This window comes from Parvibaculum sp. (genome assembly GCF_045863935.1).
GTDB lineage: Bacteria > Pseudomonadota > Alphaproteobacteria > Parvibaculales > Parvibaculaceae > Parvibaculum.
In genome coordinates, this window is record NZ_BTVP01000003.1 from 121,550 (window position 1) to 137,639 (window position 16,090).

The 16,090-nt window shown below is 61.9% G+C and carries 14 protein-coding genes and 1 tRNA gene; 6 read left to right on the forward strand and 9 right to left on the reverse strand.

The genetic code is table 11. The features are described 5' to 3' along the window. Positions 1-46 precede the first annotated feature (46 nt). On the forward strand, positions 47-826 hold the full coding sequence (locus tag ACKUUH_RS02620) for an enoyl-CoA hydratase/isomerase family protein (protein WP_407948295.1): 780 nt from the start codon (positions 47-49) through the stop codon (positions 824-826). A 1-nt stretch (position 827) separates the two neighbouring features. Here ACKUUH_RS02620 and ACKUUH_RS02625 read toward each other — a convergent pair whose 3' ends face one another. From ACKUUH_RS02625 to ACKUUH_RS02635, 3 genes are all read right to left on the reverse strand, one after another. Further along, on the reverse strand, positions 828-1,550 hold the full coding sequence (locus ACKUUH_RS02625; RefSeq protein WP_407948296.1) for a histidine phosphatase family protein: 723 nt from the start codon (positions 1,548-1,550) through the stop codon (positions 828-830). Between the two features lie 68 nt (positions 1,551-1,618). Continuing rightward, a complete protein-coding gene (purB, locus tag ACKUUH_RS02630; RefSeq protein WP_407948298.1) occupies positions 1,619-2,956 on the reverse strand; it encodes an adenylosuccinate lyase in 1,338 nt (445 codons plus the stop codon). A 58-nt stretch (positions 2,957-3,014) separates the two neighbouring features. After that, a complete protein-coding gene (locus ACKUUH_RS02635) occupies positions 3,015-3,941 on the reverse strand; it encodes a LysR family transcriptional regulator (protein ID WP_407948299.1) in 927 nt (308 codons plus the stop codon). A 109-nt stretch (positions 3,942-4,050) separates the two neighbouring features. Between ACKUUH_RS02635 and ACKUUH_RS02640 the strand changes: the two genes are divergently transcribed. Then, the gene (locus tag ACKUUH_RS02640; RefSeq protein ID WP_407948300.1) at positions 4,051-5,556 is read left to right on the forward strand and encodes an amidase; all 1,506 of its coding nucleotides are present in this window, start codon (positions 4,051-4,053) and stop codon (positions 5,554-5,556) included. 65 nt (positions 5,557-5,621) lie between these two features. Here the strand turns inward: ACKUUH_RS02640 and ACKUUH_RS02645 are convergent, their stop codons facing one another. Next, positions 5,622-6,227 (reverse strand): hypothetical protein, encoded by a 606-nt coding sequence (locus tag ACKUUH_RS02645; protein WP_407948301.1) that lies wholly within the window; start codon positions 6,225-6,227, stop codon positions 5,622-5,624. Between the two features lie 77 nt (positions 6,228-6,304). Here ACKUUH_RS02645 and ACKUUH_RS02650 point away from each other — a divergent pair, with 77 nt between their 5' ends. Then, positions 6,305-6,958, forward strand: a complete 654-nt coding sequence (locus tag ACKUUH_RS02650) for an O-methyltransferase (RefSeq protein ID WP_407948302.1) — start codon at positions 6,305-6,307, stop codon at positions 6,956-6,958. A gap of 490 nt (positions 6,959-7,448) precedes the next feature. On the opposite strand, the gene radC is transcribed toward ACKUUH_RS02650, so the two are convergent. Both radC and map read right to left on the reverse strand, forming a co-directional pair. After that, the gene (gene radC, locus ACKUUH_RS02655; RefSeq protein ID WP_407948303.1) at positions 7,449-8,138 is read right to left on the reverse strand and encodes a DNA repair protein RadC; all 690 of its coding nucleotides are present in this window, start codon (positions 8,136-8,138) and stop codon (positions 7,449-7,451) included. Between the two features lie 13 nt (positions 8,139-8,151). Further along, complete coding sequence (gene map, locus ACKUUH_RS02660) at positions 8,152-8,973, reverse strand: type I methionyl aminopeptidase (protein ID WP_322313871.1); 822 nt, start codon at positions 8,971-8,973, stop codon at positions 8,152-8,154. Between the two features lie 122 nt (positions 8,974-9,095). Here map and ACKUUH_RS02665 point away from each other — a divergent pair, with 122 nt between their 5' ends. The 3 genes from ACKUUH_RS02665 (at position 9,096) to ACKUUH_RS02675 (ending at position 10,566) form a co-directional block, all read left to right on the forward strand. Next, positions 9,096-9,881, forward strand: coding sequence for a competence/damage-inducible protein A (locus tag ACKUUH_RS02665; protein WP_407948304.1), 786 nt, complete (start codon positions 9,096-9,098; stop codon positions 9,879-9,881). 254 nt (positions 9,882-10,135) lie between these two features. Continuing rightward, entirely contained in the window at positions 10,136-10,387 is a 252-nt protein-coding gene (locus ACKUUH_RS02670; protein ID WP_407948305.1) for a hypothetical protein, read from the forward strand. 93 nt (positions 10,388-10,480) lie between these two features. Next, positions 10,481-10,566: transfer RNA gene (locus ACKUUH_RS02675), tRNA-Leu, on the forward strand. Between the two features lie 14 nt (positions 10,567-10,580). Here the strand turns inward: ACKUUH_RS02675 and ACKUUH_RS02680 are convergent. The 3 genes from ACKUUH_RS02680 to ACKUUH_RS02690 all read right to left on the reverse strand — a co-directional run bounded on the left by ACKUUH_RS02680 (position 10,581) and on the right by ACKUUH_RS02690 (position 15,714). Beyond that, entirely contained in the window at positions 10,581-10,829 is a 249-nt protein-coding gene (locus ACKUUH_RS02680; protein ID WP_407948306.1) for a zinc-finger domain-containing protein, read from the reverse strand. A 1,096-nt stretch (positions 10,830-11,925) separates the two neighbouring features. Beyond that, a complete protein-coding gene (locus ACKUUH_RS02685) occupies positions 11,926-12,888 on the reverse strand; it encodes a hypothetical protein (RefSeq protein WP_407948307.1) in 963 nt (320 codons plus the stop codon). A gap of 39 nt (positions 12,889-12,927) precedes the next feature. After that, positions 12,928-15,714, reverse strand: coding sequence for a class I SAM-dependent DNA methyltransferase (locus ACKUUH_RS02690; RefSeq protein WP_407948308.1), 2,787 nt, complete (start codon positions 15,712-15,714; stop codon positions 12,928-12,930). Between the last annotated feature and the right edge of the window lie 376 nt (positions 15,715-16,090).

Genomic DNA, 16,090 nt, shown 5'->3' on the forward strand with positions numbered 1-16,090 from the left:
CCGCACAATCCTCCCACGAACAACAAAAACAAGGGGAGGGGTGGCCATGACCGCCTATGAAAACGTCACCATCGAGAAACACGGCCCGGTAGCGCTCGTCCGGTTCGATCGCAAGGGTGCGCGCAACGCCTTCAATCAGCAGACGATCCTCGAACTCACGGACGTCGCGCGCCGCTTCCAGGACGATCTCGAAACGCAGGCCGTGGTGCTGACCGGCACGCGCGAATCCTTCTCAGGCGGCATCGACCTCAAGGAGCGTGCCTCGCGCGCCGTCACGGCGGGCAGCGACCTCGAACTGCGCCGCACCTATTATCGCGGTGTAAAGCTCTGCCAGGCCTGGGAGGACATGCCGCAGATCACGGTCGCCGCCATCGAGGGCATGGCGGTCGGTGCGGGCGTCGCACTGCCGCTCGCGCTCGACTGGCGCGTCATGGGCCGGAACGCCTTTCTCTATGTCCCGGAAGTGAAGATCGGCATCAACCTGCAATGGGGGGCGCTGCCGCGCCTCATCACGCTGGTGGGGCCCGCCCGCGCGAAGCGCATCTGTATTCTCTGCGAGCGCATGAGCGCCGCGCACGCGCTCGACTGGGGTCTCATCGAGGAGATCGCCGAGGACGGCCATGTGGTCGAGAAGGCGATGGAGCTTGCCGCCACTGCGGCGTCGATGCCCGCGCCCGCCGTCCGCATGGTCAAGGAAGCGGTCAACGCAACGGCCAATGCGCTTCACAAGGTGAGCGCCTATGCCGATGCCGACCAGAGCCAGCTCTCGACCAATTTCCGGTCCGCGCAGGAGGAAAGCGACAAGTTCGTGAAGGGAGGGAAGTAGCTCAGGCTACTTCCTTCACCTTCAGCCGGGATGCGATCTGTTCGAGGGAGAGGAGATGGTTCCCCTCCTTCACCAGATCGTAGACCGTCACGTTCAGGGCGCGGAGCGTCTTGCGGACGATCGCTCTCGTCTCCGGGTGCTCGTCGAAGTCGATCACATTGACGCAGGCCGTGTTCTGGTCGAGCGCGGCGAAGGTCGAAAGCCCGGTGCCGAGCGCCCAGCCGATCACGAGCCGGTTGATGCCGCCATGCGCGACGAGGGCGAGCGTGTCCCATTCGGGCTCGGCGATCACCGTTTCGAGCGCGGAGACGACACGCGCGTTTACGTCCTCGAAGCTGTCGCCGCCATTGTAGCGGGCGCCCGGCACATGCGCGTCGCGGAAGGAATAGGCGATGTCGTTCAGATCCGTGATCTGCTCGCGGAAGGTTGGGTCGCCGCGCAGTTCGACGAAGTGATCGAGCGGCTCGATCTCCAGTCCGCGTCCTTCGAGGACGAGGCGCGCCGTTTCCAGCGAGCGGGGAAAGCTCGAACTCACCGCCCGGTCGAACGGGATTTTCGCCAGCGCCTTGCCGGTGAGGCTCGCCTGTTCGCGGCCCCAATCCGTCAGTGGCACAGCCGCGGGGTCGGCCACGCGGTTGCCCATGTCGTCGACATAGGACACGTCGCCATGGCGAAACAGATAGATGCGGCGGCGGCGCGAGCCGTCGAAAGCGGTGCGGAGCATGGGGTATCCCTCAGTCGCGAAAACCAATGCCGCGCAGTATAGGCCGGAATGTGACGGGCGGGTGACGCCTATTCGGCCGCCTTGCCCCGCCTCGCCATCGCTTCCTTGCCGAAGACGCGGGCGAAGATCGTGTCCACATGCTTCGTGTGGTAGCCGAGGTCGAAGCGTTCCTCGATTTCGGCGTCGCTCAGGTACTTCTTCACGTCGGCATCGGCCTTGAGAAGTTCGAGGAAGTTGCCTTCCCCGCGCCAGACCGGCATGGCGTTGCGCTGCACGAGGCGGTAGGCGTCCTCGCGGCTCGCGCCCTTCTGCGTCAGCGCCAGCAGCACGCGCTGCGAGTGGACGAGCCCGCCCAGCCTGTCGAGGTTCTTCTGCATCTGCTCGGGATAAACGAGCAGCTTGTCGATGACGTTTGTGAGGCGGACCAGTGCGAAGTCGAGCGTCACCGTCGCGTCCGGGCCGATCATGCGTTCCACGGAGGAGTGCGAGATATCGCGCTCATGCCAGAGCGCCACGTTTTCCATCGCCGGAATGCTCATGCCGCGCACGAGGCGGGCGAGGCCGGTCAGGTTCTCGGTCAGCACCGGGTTGCGCTTGTGCGGCATCGCCGACGAGCCCTTCTGGCCTTCCGAGAAAAATTCCTCGGCTTCCAGAACTTCCGTGCGCTGAAGATGGCGGATTTCCGTCGCCAGCCGTTCGATGGACGAGGCGATGACGCCGAGCGTCGCAAAGAACATGGCATGCCGGTCGCGTGGGATCACCTGCGTCGAGACGGGCTCGACCGCGAGGCCGAGCGCCTTGGCGACATGCTCTTCCACGCGCGGGTCGATATTGGCGAAGGTACCCACGGCGCCCGAAATAGCGCAGGTCGCGATTTCCTTGCGCGCGTTGACGAGCCGTTCGCGGCAGCGCGTGAACTCGGCATAGGCTTCCGCCATCTTGAGGCCGAAGGTCACCGGCTCGGCATGGATGCCGTGGCTGCGGCCGATGCAGACCGTGTCCTTGTGCTCGAAGGCGCGGCGCTCGATGGCGGCGAGCAGCCCGTCCATGTCCTTCAGAAGAATGTCGGAGGCGCGGGCAAGCTGCACGTTGAGGCAGGTGTCGAGCACGTCCGACGAGGTCATGCCCTGATGGACGAAGCGCGAATCCTCGCCGATGAATTCCGCCAGATGCGTGAGGAAGGCGATGACGTCGTGCTTCACCTCGCGCTCGATCTCGTCGATCTTGGCGACGTCGAACACGGCCTTGTCGCCGCGCTCGCGGATGTTCTTCGCGGCGTCCTTCGGGATCACGCCGATCTCCGCCAGCGCCTCGCAGGCATGGGCCTCGATCTCGAACCAGATGCGGAACTTCGTGTCGGGTTCCCAGATAGCGACCATTTCCGGTCGCGAATAGCGCGGGATCATCAGACGCCTCGTGATGCTTGAAAGGATGAGCGGGGTTTAGCACCGGGGGGCCCGTCCTTCAACTGGCTGCGGAATGCCTCGCTTTTTCGGCCTTTCCGGCTTCCTCCGAGATCAGGTCGAGAAGCCGTGTGGCGGCCGGTCCCGGCGGTGTCGTCACCCGCCAGATCGCGCCGAAACGGTGGAGTCCGGCGTGCTGCACGGCGCTGCATGCGAGGCTCCGCAGCGAGCCCTCGGCAAGCGCTCCCTCCACCTCGTGATCGAGCGCGAAGGCCCAGCCGGCCCCCTGTTTCAGAAGTTCGAGCTTCAGCGCCGCATTGTCGACGATCAGCACGTCCGTCGTATGCACCCGGTAGTCGAAGCCATGCGCCGCGGCGTCGGCACCCGCCACCACGATCTGGCGGTGGTCGTCGAGCGCCGACAGCGGGAAGGGCGCATTGAATGTTGCAAGCGGGTGGTCCGGCGCGGTGACGGTGTGCATCTCGTGGGTCGCGAGGTCGCGCCCGTCCACCTGCTTGCCGGAAAGCCCTGCCTCGAGGCTCACAATGCCGATCCGCGCCCGTCCCGAGAGCACCTCATCGAGAATCCGCCCCTCGTGCATCATGCGGATGCGCAGGTTCACATGCGGGCTCTCGCCAAGGAGCGCCGCCACGGAAGCTGCAAGGAGCTTCGGGCTGAAGCCGGCATCGACCGCAAGCGGCAGGTCGACATCCTCGCCCTCCGTCATGGCGGCAACCCGCGCATTCAGCCGGTCGAGCCGCCGGAAGACGATTTCGGCATCGGAAAGCAGCGCCCGGCCTTCCTCCGTCAGTTGCGGCTTGTAGCCGGAGCGGTCGAAGAGTTTCAGCCCATAGGCTTCCTCGAGATTGGTCACGGCGTAGCTCACCGCCGAGACGGCGCGGCCGAGCGTTTCCGCCGCGCCGGAGAAGGTGCCGGCTTCCGCCACGGCGAGGAAGGTGCGGAGCTGGTCCACGAGATTGGGGTGCATGACTATTTCTGATTTATAGAAAGAGATATCCAATCTTTTTCTATTTTTTGAAGAATGTCCACGCGCTAGCCTTTGCCATCACGAGAATGGCGCATCGAAGGGCTGGCAAATGGAGGAAGTGGTGATGGGCATGATGGTTTCGCGGAGATCGTTCCTGAAATCGACGGCGGCGACGGCGCTGGCCGCTGGCGCCTACAGCGCGGGCCTCCGCCCGGCACTTGCCGCGCCCGACCTCGCGAGGATGGACGCGCTGGCGCAGGCCGAACTCGTGCGCAACGGCGAACTGACCGCGCTCGATCTTGTGAACGCTGCCATCGAACGTATCGGGCAGGTGAACGGCCAGGTGAATGCGGTCGTGACCGAGTTCTACGACCGCGCGCGGGAAGAGGCGAAGGGTACCCTTCCGCAAGGTCCCTTCACCGGCGTGCCGAACCTCGTGAAGGATCTCGACAACCTCCAGGGCACGCGCGCCACTTCCGGTTCGCGTCTCTTTGCGGACAAGATTTCGTCGGAGACCGATCCGCTCATCGCCGCGAACCAGCAAGCGGGCTTCGTCATGATCGGCAAGAGCAACACGCCGGAATTCGGCCTGCTCGGCACCACGGAGTCGCTCTTTCTCGAACCCTGCCACAATCCGTGGAATCTCGATCATTCGACGGGCGGTTCGTCGGGTGGCGCGGCTGCGGCGGTTGCGTCGGGCATGCTGCCGCTCGCTCATGCGACGGATGGCGGCGGCTCCATCCGCATTCCCGCTTCCTGCTGCGGCGTCTTCGGATTGAAGCCGAGCCGCGGCCGCATCTTCACCGGCGAGCGTAACCTGCCGGGCGATATCGGCGTGCAGCATTGCGTCAGCCGTTCGGTGCGCGACAGTGCGACGCTTTTCGCGCTCACCGAAATGCAGGGCGAGGGGGCGAAGCTTGCGCCCGTCGGCCGCGTGGAAGCGCCCGGCAAGAAGCGTCTCAAGATCGCCTTCAACACCATGAACTATTACGGAAACGAGCCCGAGGCCGATGTGAAGGCGGCCATCGAGGAGACGGCGAAGCTCTGTGCCGATCTCGGCCACGAAATCGTGCCGGTGACGAATCCCGTCGAGGGCGAGCCCTTCATGAACGCCTTCCTCACCATCTGGGCGTCCGGTCCTTCCGCGCTGGTCAAGCTCGCGAAGGAAAACGGGCTCGATCCGAACGAGGTGCTCGAACCCTGGACCGTGGGGCTCGCCGCGCAGTACGACGCCAAGCCCGGCGACGCGATGGAAAAGGCGCTCGCGCATTTCGCGAAAGCGACGGCGGAGACCAACGCCTTCATGGAAGGTTACGACGTCTGGCTCACGCCGGTTCTCTCTTCCGCGCCGCCGAAGCTCGGGCAACAGGGGCCGACCGTTCCCTTCGACACGCTGTACGAGCGCGTGGTGAACTATGTGAGCTACACGCCGCTGCACAATGCGGCCGGTACCCCCGCCATGTCCGTGCCGCTGTCCTGGAACGATGCGGGACTTCCCATCGGCTCGCAATTCGCCGCTCCGCTCGGCGGCGAAAAAGTCCTCTTCGAACTCGCCTTCGAACTTGAGCAAGCCCGTCCGTGGGCGGACAAATACGCGCCGGTGTTCGCGGGGTAGGAGGTCTTCGGAGCGCTCCAAAATATTGGTCCCCGAGGCCCATTGGCCTCGGGCCGCCGCGTTGACTAGTGCTGTGGTACCGTGCCGTCTCGCCAAAGATTTTGGATCATGTCACCCAAGCGGGCAAGGCGACAGTCATGTTCCCCATAGAGCTTCTTCTGCGCGGCTGCCCAGTTCATCGTCGCTGCCGTTTGAGTTGGAGTTAGGCTGGAGATTGAAATTCGGGGTGGTGGCACTACATCAAGGACGGAAAACCACTCTGCGTCAGCTTCGTTGATCTTGCGTATTTCTTCGATCACGAGCGTTCTCCAATCCAGGACTTTCTTCTCCCACTCGTCGAAGTCACGCTGCGTGGGGAAGACGGATGTCGCCGCATTTCTCAGTTTCACACCTTCGCCTCGCAAATGAGAGAGTGCTACGCGGGTACCCAGAATTTGCCTGCGGAGCGTTACCGCGTAGCTTAAAACCCACCAGAAGATAAGCGCTGAGAACACGCATGCGCCAATAAGCCACGAGGGAATGGCAACCAGGTAGTCGAGTCCAAACTCGACAGATTTTTTTGAAATTCGGTCGACCAATGCGGTGGCGGAACTAACAATCGACGTAAGGAGGAAACGTCTGAATCCGAGAGCAGCTTTCAGCGCTGCGAAATAATCTTTGTATCCGTTCATGCTCTAGAGTCCCCCAGGAGAATTTCCCAATCCTATTAGGCTTGTTGTGCTGGTACTAGGTTGTGAAAGGATTTCCTATGCCCCGTTCTCTCCTTCCCGAAAACGTCGAGACCTACGTCGCCTCGCTTGCGCATGAAACGGACCTGCAGGAGCGGCTTCGCGCGGAAACGGCGAAGCTTCCCGCCGCGGGCATGCAGATCGGTGCGGATCAAGGCGCCTTCCTCTCGCTGCTCGTCTCCGCCATCGGCGCAAAGCGCGCCATCGAGATCGGCACCTTCACAGACTATAGCGCACTGTCCATCGCATCGGCCCTGCCGAAAGGCGGCGAGCTTATCTGCTGCGATGTCAGCGAGGAGTGGACTGCCATCGCGCGACGCTACTGGAGGGATGCAGGCCTTGATGACCGCATCGATCTTCGCCTCGCGCCCGCGCTCGACACGCTGCGCGATCTTCTTGCGAAAGGAGAGCAGGGCGCCATCGACTTCGTCTTCATCGACGCCGACAAGACGGGCTACGACGCTTATTACGAAGCCTGTCTCGATCTTCTCCGCCCGAACGGTCTTATCGCGCTCGACAATACGCTCTGGGGCGGGGCGGTCGCGGAGGCGGGGCAAGGCGATGCAGATACCGATGCGTTGAAGATGGTCAACCTCAAGATCGCCGGCGACAAGCGTGTAGACTCATCGCTTCTCACCATCGGCGACGGTGTGACATTGGTGCGGAAGAAGTGAAGCGGGAAAAGCCGGGGATATCCACGACGTCCTTGACAGTTTGATGACAATACCGTGACGGTGCGCCGTGTTTATCCCCGCAGGGCCACTTCGGAGGAGCGGTACGAGGCACCATTGCCCACTGACGAACGGCAATGATCATGCCGCTTGCAATTTCTCATAAGGGAGGTGAGCGGGGGCGCTGAATTGCATCTGCGGGCTATGAGGATAATTTTCATTCCGCCGATTTGTGACAGTGCGATCCGGGCTTATCCCCGGCCAAATGGTGCACCCTAGAATGTGCCGCTGTGCCGGTGTGGATGTCGCCCGTTGCGGGGATTTTTTGGGCCGGGCACGGCAGCGGGGAAGTTCTGCATTTATCCCCGCTCTTTGGTTCCGCTGGAGGATATCTCCGTCGTTTTTGACACTTCGATGACATTTCAATGACAGTCTGGCTGAAACGAGGCTGTTTATCCCCGCCTTCCGCCATTTAAGTCCGTACACGGAAAATCTACATCAGCCCCAGTGAGCGGAAGCTCGCATGGCGCCCCTTGCCGACCACGAGGTGGTCGTGGACCTCGATGCCGAGGGGCTTTGCGGTGTCGACGATCTGACGGGTCATTTCTACATCAGCGTTCGAGGGGGTCGGGTCGCCGGAGGGGTGGTTGTGGACGAGGATGAGGGCGGAGGCGTTGAGCTCAAGCGCACGCTTCACGACTTCGCGCGGATAGACGGGGGTGTGGTCGACCGTTCCCTTCTGCTGCACTTCGTCGGCGATCAGGACGTTCTTGCGGTCGAGGAAGAGGATGCGGAACTGCTCCGTCGGGTTATGCGCCATTGAGGCGGAGCAATAATCGATGAGCGCGTCCCAGGAACCGATCACTTCCTTCTTCAGCACCTTGGATTGCGTGAGCCGCAATCCCGTTTCGCGGACGATGCGGAACTCGGTGAGGATCGCATCGGATACGCCTTTCGTTTCGCGCAGGCGTGCGGGCTCGGCATTGATGACTTCGGAAAAGCCGCCGAAGCGCGCGATCAGCTCCTTCGCGAGCGGTTTCACGTCGCGGCGCGGCACGGCGCGGAAGAGGATCAGTTCGAGAAGTTCGTAGTCGGGCAGGGCGCCAGGCGATTTCAGGAAGCGCTCACGCAGGCGTTCACGGTGGCCCGCATAATGCGGCTTTCCTTCGCCCCCGTCCCCCATGGGCCCGCCCGCTTCAGGCGTAGGGCGGGCAGTCGCGGCCCGCCGGCGACTTGGTGAAAATCTCGCAGCCATCCGCCGTGACGCCGATCGAATGTTCGAACTGCGCGGAGAGTGAGCGGTCGCGCGTCACCGCCGTCCAGCCGTCGGAAAGGATTTTCACGCCCGGCTTGCCGAGATTGATCATCGGTTCGATGGTGAAGAACATGCCTTCCTTCAGCGTCGCGCCCTGACCCTTGCGGCCGTAATGGAGGACGTTCGGCGCATCGTGGAAGACGCGGCCGAGGCCGTGGCCGCAGAACTCGCGCACGACGGAGCAGCGCTGGCCTTCGGCATATTCCTGGATGGCATGGCCGATGTCGCCAAGCGTCGCGCCGGGTTTCACCACGGCGATGCCGCGCATCAGGCTTTCATAGGTCACGTCCACCAGGCGCTGCGCCTTGCGGGGGGCTTCACCCGCGAAATACATGCGGTTCGTGTCGCCATGCCAGCCGTCGAGAATGTAGGTGACGTCGACATTCACGGCATCACCATCCCGCAGCACGCGGTCGCCGGGAATGCCGTGGCAGACGACATGATTGATGGAGGTACAGCAGGACTTGCGGAAGCCGCGATAGTTCAGGGGCGCGGGGTAGGCGCCGTGGTCCATCCCGAAGTCGAAAGCGATCCGGTCGATGCGATCCGTCGTGATGCCGGGCCGTATCTCATCCACCAGCAGGTCGAGCGCCTGCGCGGCAAGACGGCCGACGCGGCGCATGCCCTCGAAGGCTTCGGCGTCGTGGATCTTGATCCGCCCGATATTGCGGTCCGGGGCGTCGAGGGCGTCTGTGTAGCTCATGGGTTCTTTCGCAAGGGCTTCCGTCGGGTTCTTGCCCCTAACATAGTGCCCGGCGGCCCCATTTGAAAGCCGAGGCTTCCCGGCGCTATTCTGGCGCAAACCGAACCCGAGGATCCCTTCCCATGCCGGAAAGTGCCGCTGCCCCTTCGTCCGCGAAAGCCGTTACGGCCTGTGTGCTGCTGATCGGCGACGAAATCCTGTCCGGCCGGACGCGGGATTCGAACCTGGCCTATATCGCCGCGCATCTGAACAAGATCGGCGTGCAGGTGCGCGAGGCGCGGGTCATTCCCGATATCGAGGAGACGATCGTCGCGGCCGTGAACGAGGTCCGGGCCCGCTACGACTATGTTTTCACGACGGGAGGCATCGGCCCCACGCATGACGACATCACGGCGGATGCGATCGCGAAGGCCTTCGGCGTCGGTATCGGCTATCACCCGGAGGCGGTGAAGATCCTCGACGATCACTACAAGGCGACGGGCGGCGAGTTCACCAAGGCGCGCATGCGCATGGCGCGGCTGCCGGAAGGCGCCACCATGATCGACAACCCCTTGAGCAAGGCGCCGGGCTTCCAGATCGGCAATGTTTTCGTGATGGCGGGCGTGCCCATGGTCATGCAGGTCATGCTGGACAGCCTGACGGACCGACTGGAAGGCGGCGCCAGCATGCAGAGCCGCACGGTGACGGGCCAGATCGGCGAGGGCACCATCGCCGAAAAGCTCGGCGACCTGCAGGCCCGCCACCCGGAGGTCGGCATCGGCAGCTACCCCTATTATCGCGGCAAGACCTTCGGCACGAGCATCGTCATGCGGGCCACCGATTCGAAGGCGCTCGATATCGTGGCCGGAGAGGTGGCGGCGCTGATGCGGGAATTCGGCGTCGAACCGGCAATGGGCGATCCTGCGTGAAAGGGCCCGAAAAGCGGGGATATCTGTTTCATATCTGCAACATTTCCCCGCAACATTACAAAAGTTTCAGCCTTTCCGCGGCTTACGCGCGATACAATTTTCATCGAACCGACTAGAGTTTCCTTCATGAAGGTCTGTCGGCGGCTCACGGCGAAACTGCGCACGGGAGCACGGCAGAAGGGGGAACAGGCTTCGACCTGAAAAGGCCTGAGAACAAAATTTGGGGTCAAGGTGACCCGGAGGGAGAAAACGAAATGAAGAAATCCATCGCTATTCTGGGTATGGCCGCGGGCGCTGCGATGATGCTCTCGAGCGCTGCTTCCGCCCTCGATTCCAGCTTCGACGCGATGTCGAAGGCCGGCACGCACAAGTTCTATGTGTGGTGCACGGGCGGCGCCGACAGCGAGCAGACCGCCGAAGGCGCGAACGCCAAGGAAGCCCAGGCGACGCTCGCCGCTTCCGCCGGCGGCAACTGCTGGCCGGTCTGGCAGGGCCTCGAAGGCTGATTGCCACTCAGGTTTTCGAATGAAGACGGCGGTCCCCCGGGGCCGCCGTTTTTCTTTGTGCCGCAACGCTCAAGCAGGCATATCTGACCGCAGGCGGACGTGGTGAAATGGTAGACACAAGGGACTTAAAATCCCTTTCGGGTAACCGAGTGTGGGTTCGAGTCCCACCGTCCGCACCAAGCCTTCGCGCCGCTCAGGCGTGCGCGGGCTCGTGGTAGAGCGCCTCGGCGGGGCGGCTCTCGTCTTCCCTGAGGGTGGGATCGAAGGTGTAGAGCGTCGAGCAATAGCCGCAGACGATCTCGTTTTCGCGGCCCATGTCGAGGAAGACATGCGGATGGTCGAAGGGCGGCAGCGCGCCGATGCATTCGAACTCCTTCACGCCGATGCGAATCTCGCGGACGCCCGCCTCGTTGCAGAATTTCGGTGTCTTGCCGCCCGCCATGTCGCGCACTCCCTGATGCCGGAAACCACCGGAAACTAGAGCGCGCCGGTCCCCTTCGCAAGCGCTTCGAGGCACGGAACCGTTACGGATCCGTGACAAAACCGGGGGTGGCCAAGCGCTTGAAATCGTTGGATTTTTATTTATCCCCGGCTGACTGTCACACGACTGTCATCGAACTGTCACAAACGAAATTGTTGTCCCCGGGGGGCGGGGACAAGTGGACCGCGCGGCGGGGATTAATTGGCGCGCGGGCGGGGACAGTTTTGATTTGCTTGTCCCCGGGGGCGGGGACAAGGCCTGTGGCAACCCTGTTGCCACAGCGGGGATAAAGGCGATGCGGCCGCGCCACGCGGACAAGCGGCGGCGCGGCGGGACGAAAAAACTTTTCCCCGGTTTCGGGGCGGGGCGCGAAAGGGCCGGATTCATGACATGTCTCCCTGTTGGGGCTCCCTCGTGACGGGCGGCGCGCGGGCATCGCGGCGGCGCCTGTTCAACCGGTCATCATGGGGGCAGGGCGCGGGGGCGGGGACAAGTTCGGATCGGGGTTGTCGCAATCGGGGGTGGGAGGCATCCGGGGAACCCAGATGTTCAACTCGTGTCGTCATTGCGACCGCGAGGCGAAGCCGAAGCGGGAAGCAATCCAGGGGCCGCGAGCACAGAGCAAGCGGCCCCTGGATTGCCGCGTCGCGGCTTTGCCGCTCCTCGCAATGACGACATAAAGAGAGATTTTATTCGGAAAGCTGCCCGTGACAGGGGGAGGGTGGGTCTCGAATTAACTCTGTGTACAGATTGTTTGTCGGGGCGCGAGGAAGAATTTTGGGGCTTCGCGCCGTGCCACACCCACGCGTGTCGCCCCGGCGAAAGCCGGGGTCCACTCGCAGCACCTCTTGCCGCGGCTGGGGATGGTTCGCCCCGGCGCAAACGCCACAAACAATCGCCCTTGCCGAGGGAACCAATGGGCCCCGGCTTTCGCCGGGGTGACATTTTTATTTTTGGCGGGCGCGGAGGTCAGATCGAGGCGAAGACGGTTTCGCCGATCTCGACTTCCTCGGTGTGCTCTACGTTCAGATCGATCCAGAAAAACAGAATTCGTTTTCTATTTTTTCTTTTTTCCGGATTCCGGCGCCCATTGCACGTAGCGCCGCGAAAAATTTACCTGGGACCTGTTCTTTCTCACCAGATATTTCCAGTACTCAAAGAACTCCTCGAATATTTCGACTCTTTCTTCGGAGCCTTTCTCAATCTCAGTTGGACCAGCAAACACCACAGTTGGAGGCTTCTCGCCTGCCGGCTGTGCGCCCACAAATCGTTGCATAGCCTGACGCAGGATCGACTCCCATATGTCTGCCCGTGGCTTCGCAAGTTTGCGGAACGTCGAATTGATCTCGCCCAGATGTTCGATGCACTTCCTGACGTGATCCATTACGTCCGCAGCCGGTCCCATCTTTTCCAGTGCCGCCTTCACGTCTGACGGTATATCGCGCTCCTTCGACAGCCGGACACAATCGATCTTCGGAATAACGATATGGTAGGCGCGGTCTTTCTTGATTCTTTCGTCTTCTTCGTTCCGGAGCATGTCCCAGCCTTTGGAAATCGCTATCGAAGTAAGTGCAGGATCTACGTGTTGGGAGAAATTGCGTAATGCGTAGACGATGCGGTATTCCATCGGTTGATGAGACCCGTCCTTCAAGATGCCCAACATCGCTTTGCTGTCGGACGTGGTCAGTATTCTTCTGGAATGTCCTTTCAACCCATCTTGATACAATCTCACCGTAGCGAGCATGTTCAGCAAGCGCCTGCTGATCTGCTCGCGCATGATCTGAATATCAAGGTGGGAATAGAGTGAGAAAGCGAGGTGCCGGAGGCTGAAGCCGAGAATGGATTGTTCGAGTTCGACGTAGTTCTCCATCATATCGTCAAACTTGGTCTCCGATCTGACAATTTCCCCAAGACCGGCTTTTGCATCTCGTATCTTGCGATATTCGCCGCGGTCGATTTCGACCGTCGGATGGCGGTCGTAATTGTAAAGAGAAAACCCTTTTTGCTGATCGTCCGGCATTGCGGTCCTAGCTGAAATTTGAACCCGTTGTCCGAGGCATTAGTTCTTCTTCCGTCCGCGCTTCGCGGGTTTCGGCATTGCAGTGAGGGGCGAAGAGAGTTTCTCGTAGAGGGCGAAGAGGTGTTCGACGCGCTCGCGGTCGTTCGCGAAGGGCGCGTTGCGGTAGAGCTTGTCCACCGCAGCGTCGAGCGCGCGGTGCGCCTGGCGCAGTTCTCGTTTCATGAGGTCGGGATCGTAGAGGTCCGCGAGCGTCGCGCCGGGATAGAGCGCGCGGGCATCGAGCACGGCTTGCGCGAGGCCACGGATTTTCTCCTTCTGCTCTTCGGAGGCATCGGGCCAGGGGAAGGTGTTGTAGACGACGCCGACAGAGTACATGTATCGGCTTTCCAAACGGCCGGTAATGGCTCGCATCCACGACATGTGCATGGCGCTGGTGAGAACGCCAAAGTGGACAAGTTCGGCATCTAGGAGAACGCGCAGTTTTTCGCTGGGGATTGCTGGTGGCGTCAACCAGCCGATTGGGATGTATTCGCGTCGTTCGGAACTTACTTGGGGCAGGACAAGAAACGGTCGGTCGGGAACCACGGTTACCCCATACTGAGAGGGATAAGGCGCCAGGGCGAGTGTTGTCTTCCGAGAACTTCTGCCGCGAAATTCGCGGACCTGTTTTAGTCTTTCTGCGACTTTGGGAAGGTCTCGCAATTCCTGCGGGGTCAAGTCGGCTGTGTGAAGAATCCATCGTTCTATTCCATTGATGAACTCTTGTGCTCCGGGAAATGGTCGAAACAACTTCGCGGAATCAGGTTCGTCGTTCAGAAAGGCCTCTTTTTCCGTTGCATCAAACGTAAGGAACCCACCCTCAAGGGGTTGTGTGCCAGTAATCAGAGGTGGAAGCTCGTTTATCGGTGTGCTCACTTCGCGGACAACAAGGTGTCTGTCACCGGCGCCAGAGCCATCGAAAAGATAAGGCGTCAATGCCGGATGGCGGCTTTCGACGGGATCGCCCTTGATGTCGGCATAGGAGAAGAGGCGCTTTTCCGCGCGCTCGTTTTCGCGCTTTGTCAGGCCGATGATGACGACATGGACATGGGCGACGCCCCGCGCATCCGAGCCCCAGGCGAAGGTGCGGTGGGCGAAGGCGATTTCAAGCTTGCAGCGGTCGAAGAGAAGCGGCCAGAGCTGGGCCACCTGCTCCCCTTGCGTGATGGAATTGGTGGCGACGAAGGCGATCTCCGCCGCTCCGCCTTGCACATATTCTCCGGCCTTCAGGAACCAGGCGGTCACGTAATCGAGCGTGCCGCCGGTGCCGCCGAGCTTCGCGATGGCGCGTACCTGCTGGCGCTGTTCGGCCGACTGGAATTTCGCGCCGATGAAGGGCGGATTGCCGAAGACATAAGAACATCTATTGGGCGGCAGGAAGGCCGCCCAGTCCGTCTCCAGCGCGTCGGCATGAAGAATATGGGGCGAGGTCCTGAGCGGGATGCGCGCATAGTTATGGCCGAAGGAGAGGCCGAGGCGATTGTTCATGATGTGGTCCATCATCCACATCGCGACTTCGGCAATGCGCGCCGCGAACTCGCCGATCTCGATGCCGTAGAACCGGTCGACATTGACCTTCGAGAGAGTGGAGACGTCGAGGACGCGCTGTTCGTCGCTCGAATGCAGCTCGCGAAGAATGTCGATTTCGAGCTGGCGCAATTCGCGATAGGCGATGACGAGGAAGTTGCCGCAGCCGCAGGCGGGATCGAAGAAGGTGAGGCGGCCCAGCTTTTCGTGCAGCGCCTGAAACGCCTGCGCGCGCCCGCGCTTCAGCGCCTTCGCGCGCTCGAACTCCGCGCGAAGCTCATCCAGAAAGAGAGGCTGGATCAGTTTCAGGATGTTCTTCTCGGTCGTGTAATGCGCGCCGAGGGCGCGACGCTCCTTCCTGTCCATGACGGACTGGAAGAGCGCGCCGAAAATGGCGGGCGAGATCGCCTCCCATTTGAACTCACAGGCTTCGATCAAGGTGAGGCGCATGGAAGCGTCGAAAGCGGGCGTGCGCAGGCGCTCCGCGAAAAGATCGCCATTGATGTAGGGGAACTGGTTCAGGTCTTCGTCGAGCGTCTTGTAACGCTTGTCTTCCGGCGTGTTCAGCACCTCGAAGAGTTCATTGAGGCGGGCGCCAAGATCGCTGCCGTCGGGCTGCGTCCGGTTCTGGATGAAATCGAGCAGGATGTCCTTGGGCTCGAAGATGCCGGTGTCGTCGGCGAAGAGGCAGAAGAGAAGGCGGACGAGATAGCGTTCGAGATCGTGTCCGTCGTAGCCGGCTTCCTTCAGCGCGTCATGGAGCTTGCCCATGAGCTCGGAGGCTTCGATGTTGACGGGATCCTGATCCTTGAACTCACGCTTCTGGACGCCGATCATGAAGCCGAAGGCTTCGACATTGTCCTTCAGGTCGGGGAGGGCGAAGCGGGTCTCGGTGTCCTCGTCCAGGTCGTAAAGCTCGAAGCTCTGGAAGTCGCTCAAGAGCAGGTAGCGCGGCAGTTCCTTGTCCTTGAGGCCCGGAAAATATTCGAGCGCCTGGGCCTTGGCCTTTACAAGGCTGCGGCCCTTGCTCTTCTGCTCAATGAGCAGATTGCCCTTCCAGAACAGGTCGATGAAGCCGCGCTTGTCGCCAAGGAGCTTCACCGGCTCCTCATAGGTCGCGACGCGGCGGCGGGGGATGTCGAAAATCTGGAAAAATTCGTTGTAGAAGGTCTGGGTTTCGCCCTTTTCGTAACGGGCGTCCTTCCATTCCTCCGAGAAGCGCGCGGCACGGGCGCGAATCTCATTCCAGCTCAGCCGCATGAAACCCCCAATTTGCGTCGAGGGATGAGCATGCCGCTCGCGGGGCGCGGGTCAAGGGCGGTGTTTGATGCTGCTTACCCCTCCCCAAACGGCCTGACGGCCTTTTTCCGCCCTTCGCATGGCTCCGGGCGTTCGGGCCTCGCAAGGGTTCCCGGCCTGCGCCGGGACAGGCCACCGGACCTTTGCGTTGCTTCGCAACCGGCCCTCACCCCCGAGGGGAGGGTGGGAAGAGAGGGAGCAATGGGCCGCTCGCGGGGCTCAGGGCGTTCGCGCCCCCCACCCGGGAAATTCGAAGGTGCCCCGCATTGACCGCCAACCCCCCCGGGGGGGGCGGAGAAGTTAATGAGCGGGGGGGGGGTGGGGTGCCGCGCCCACG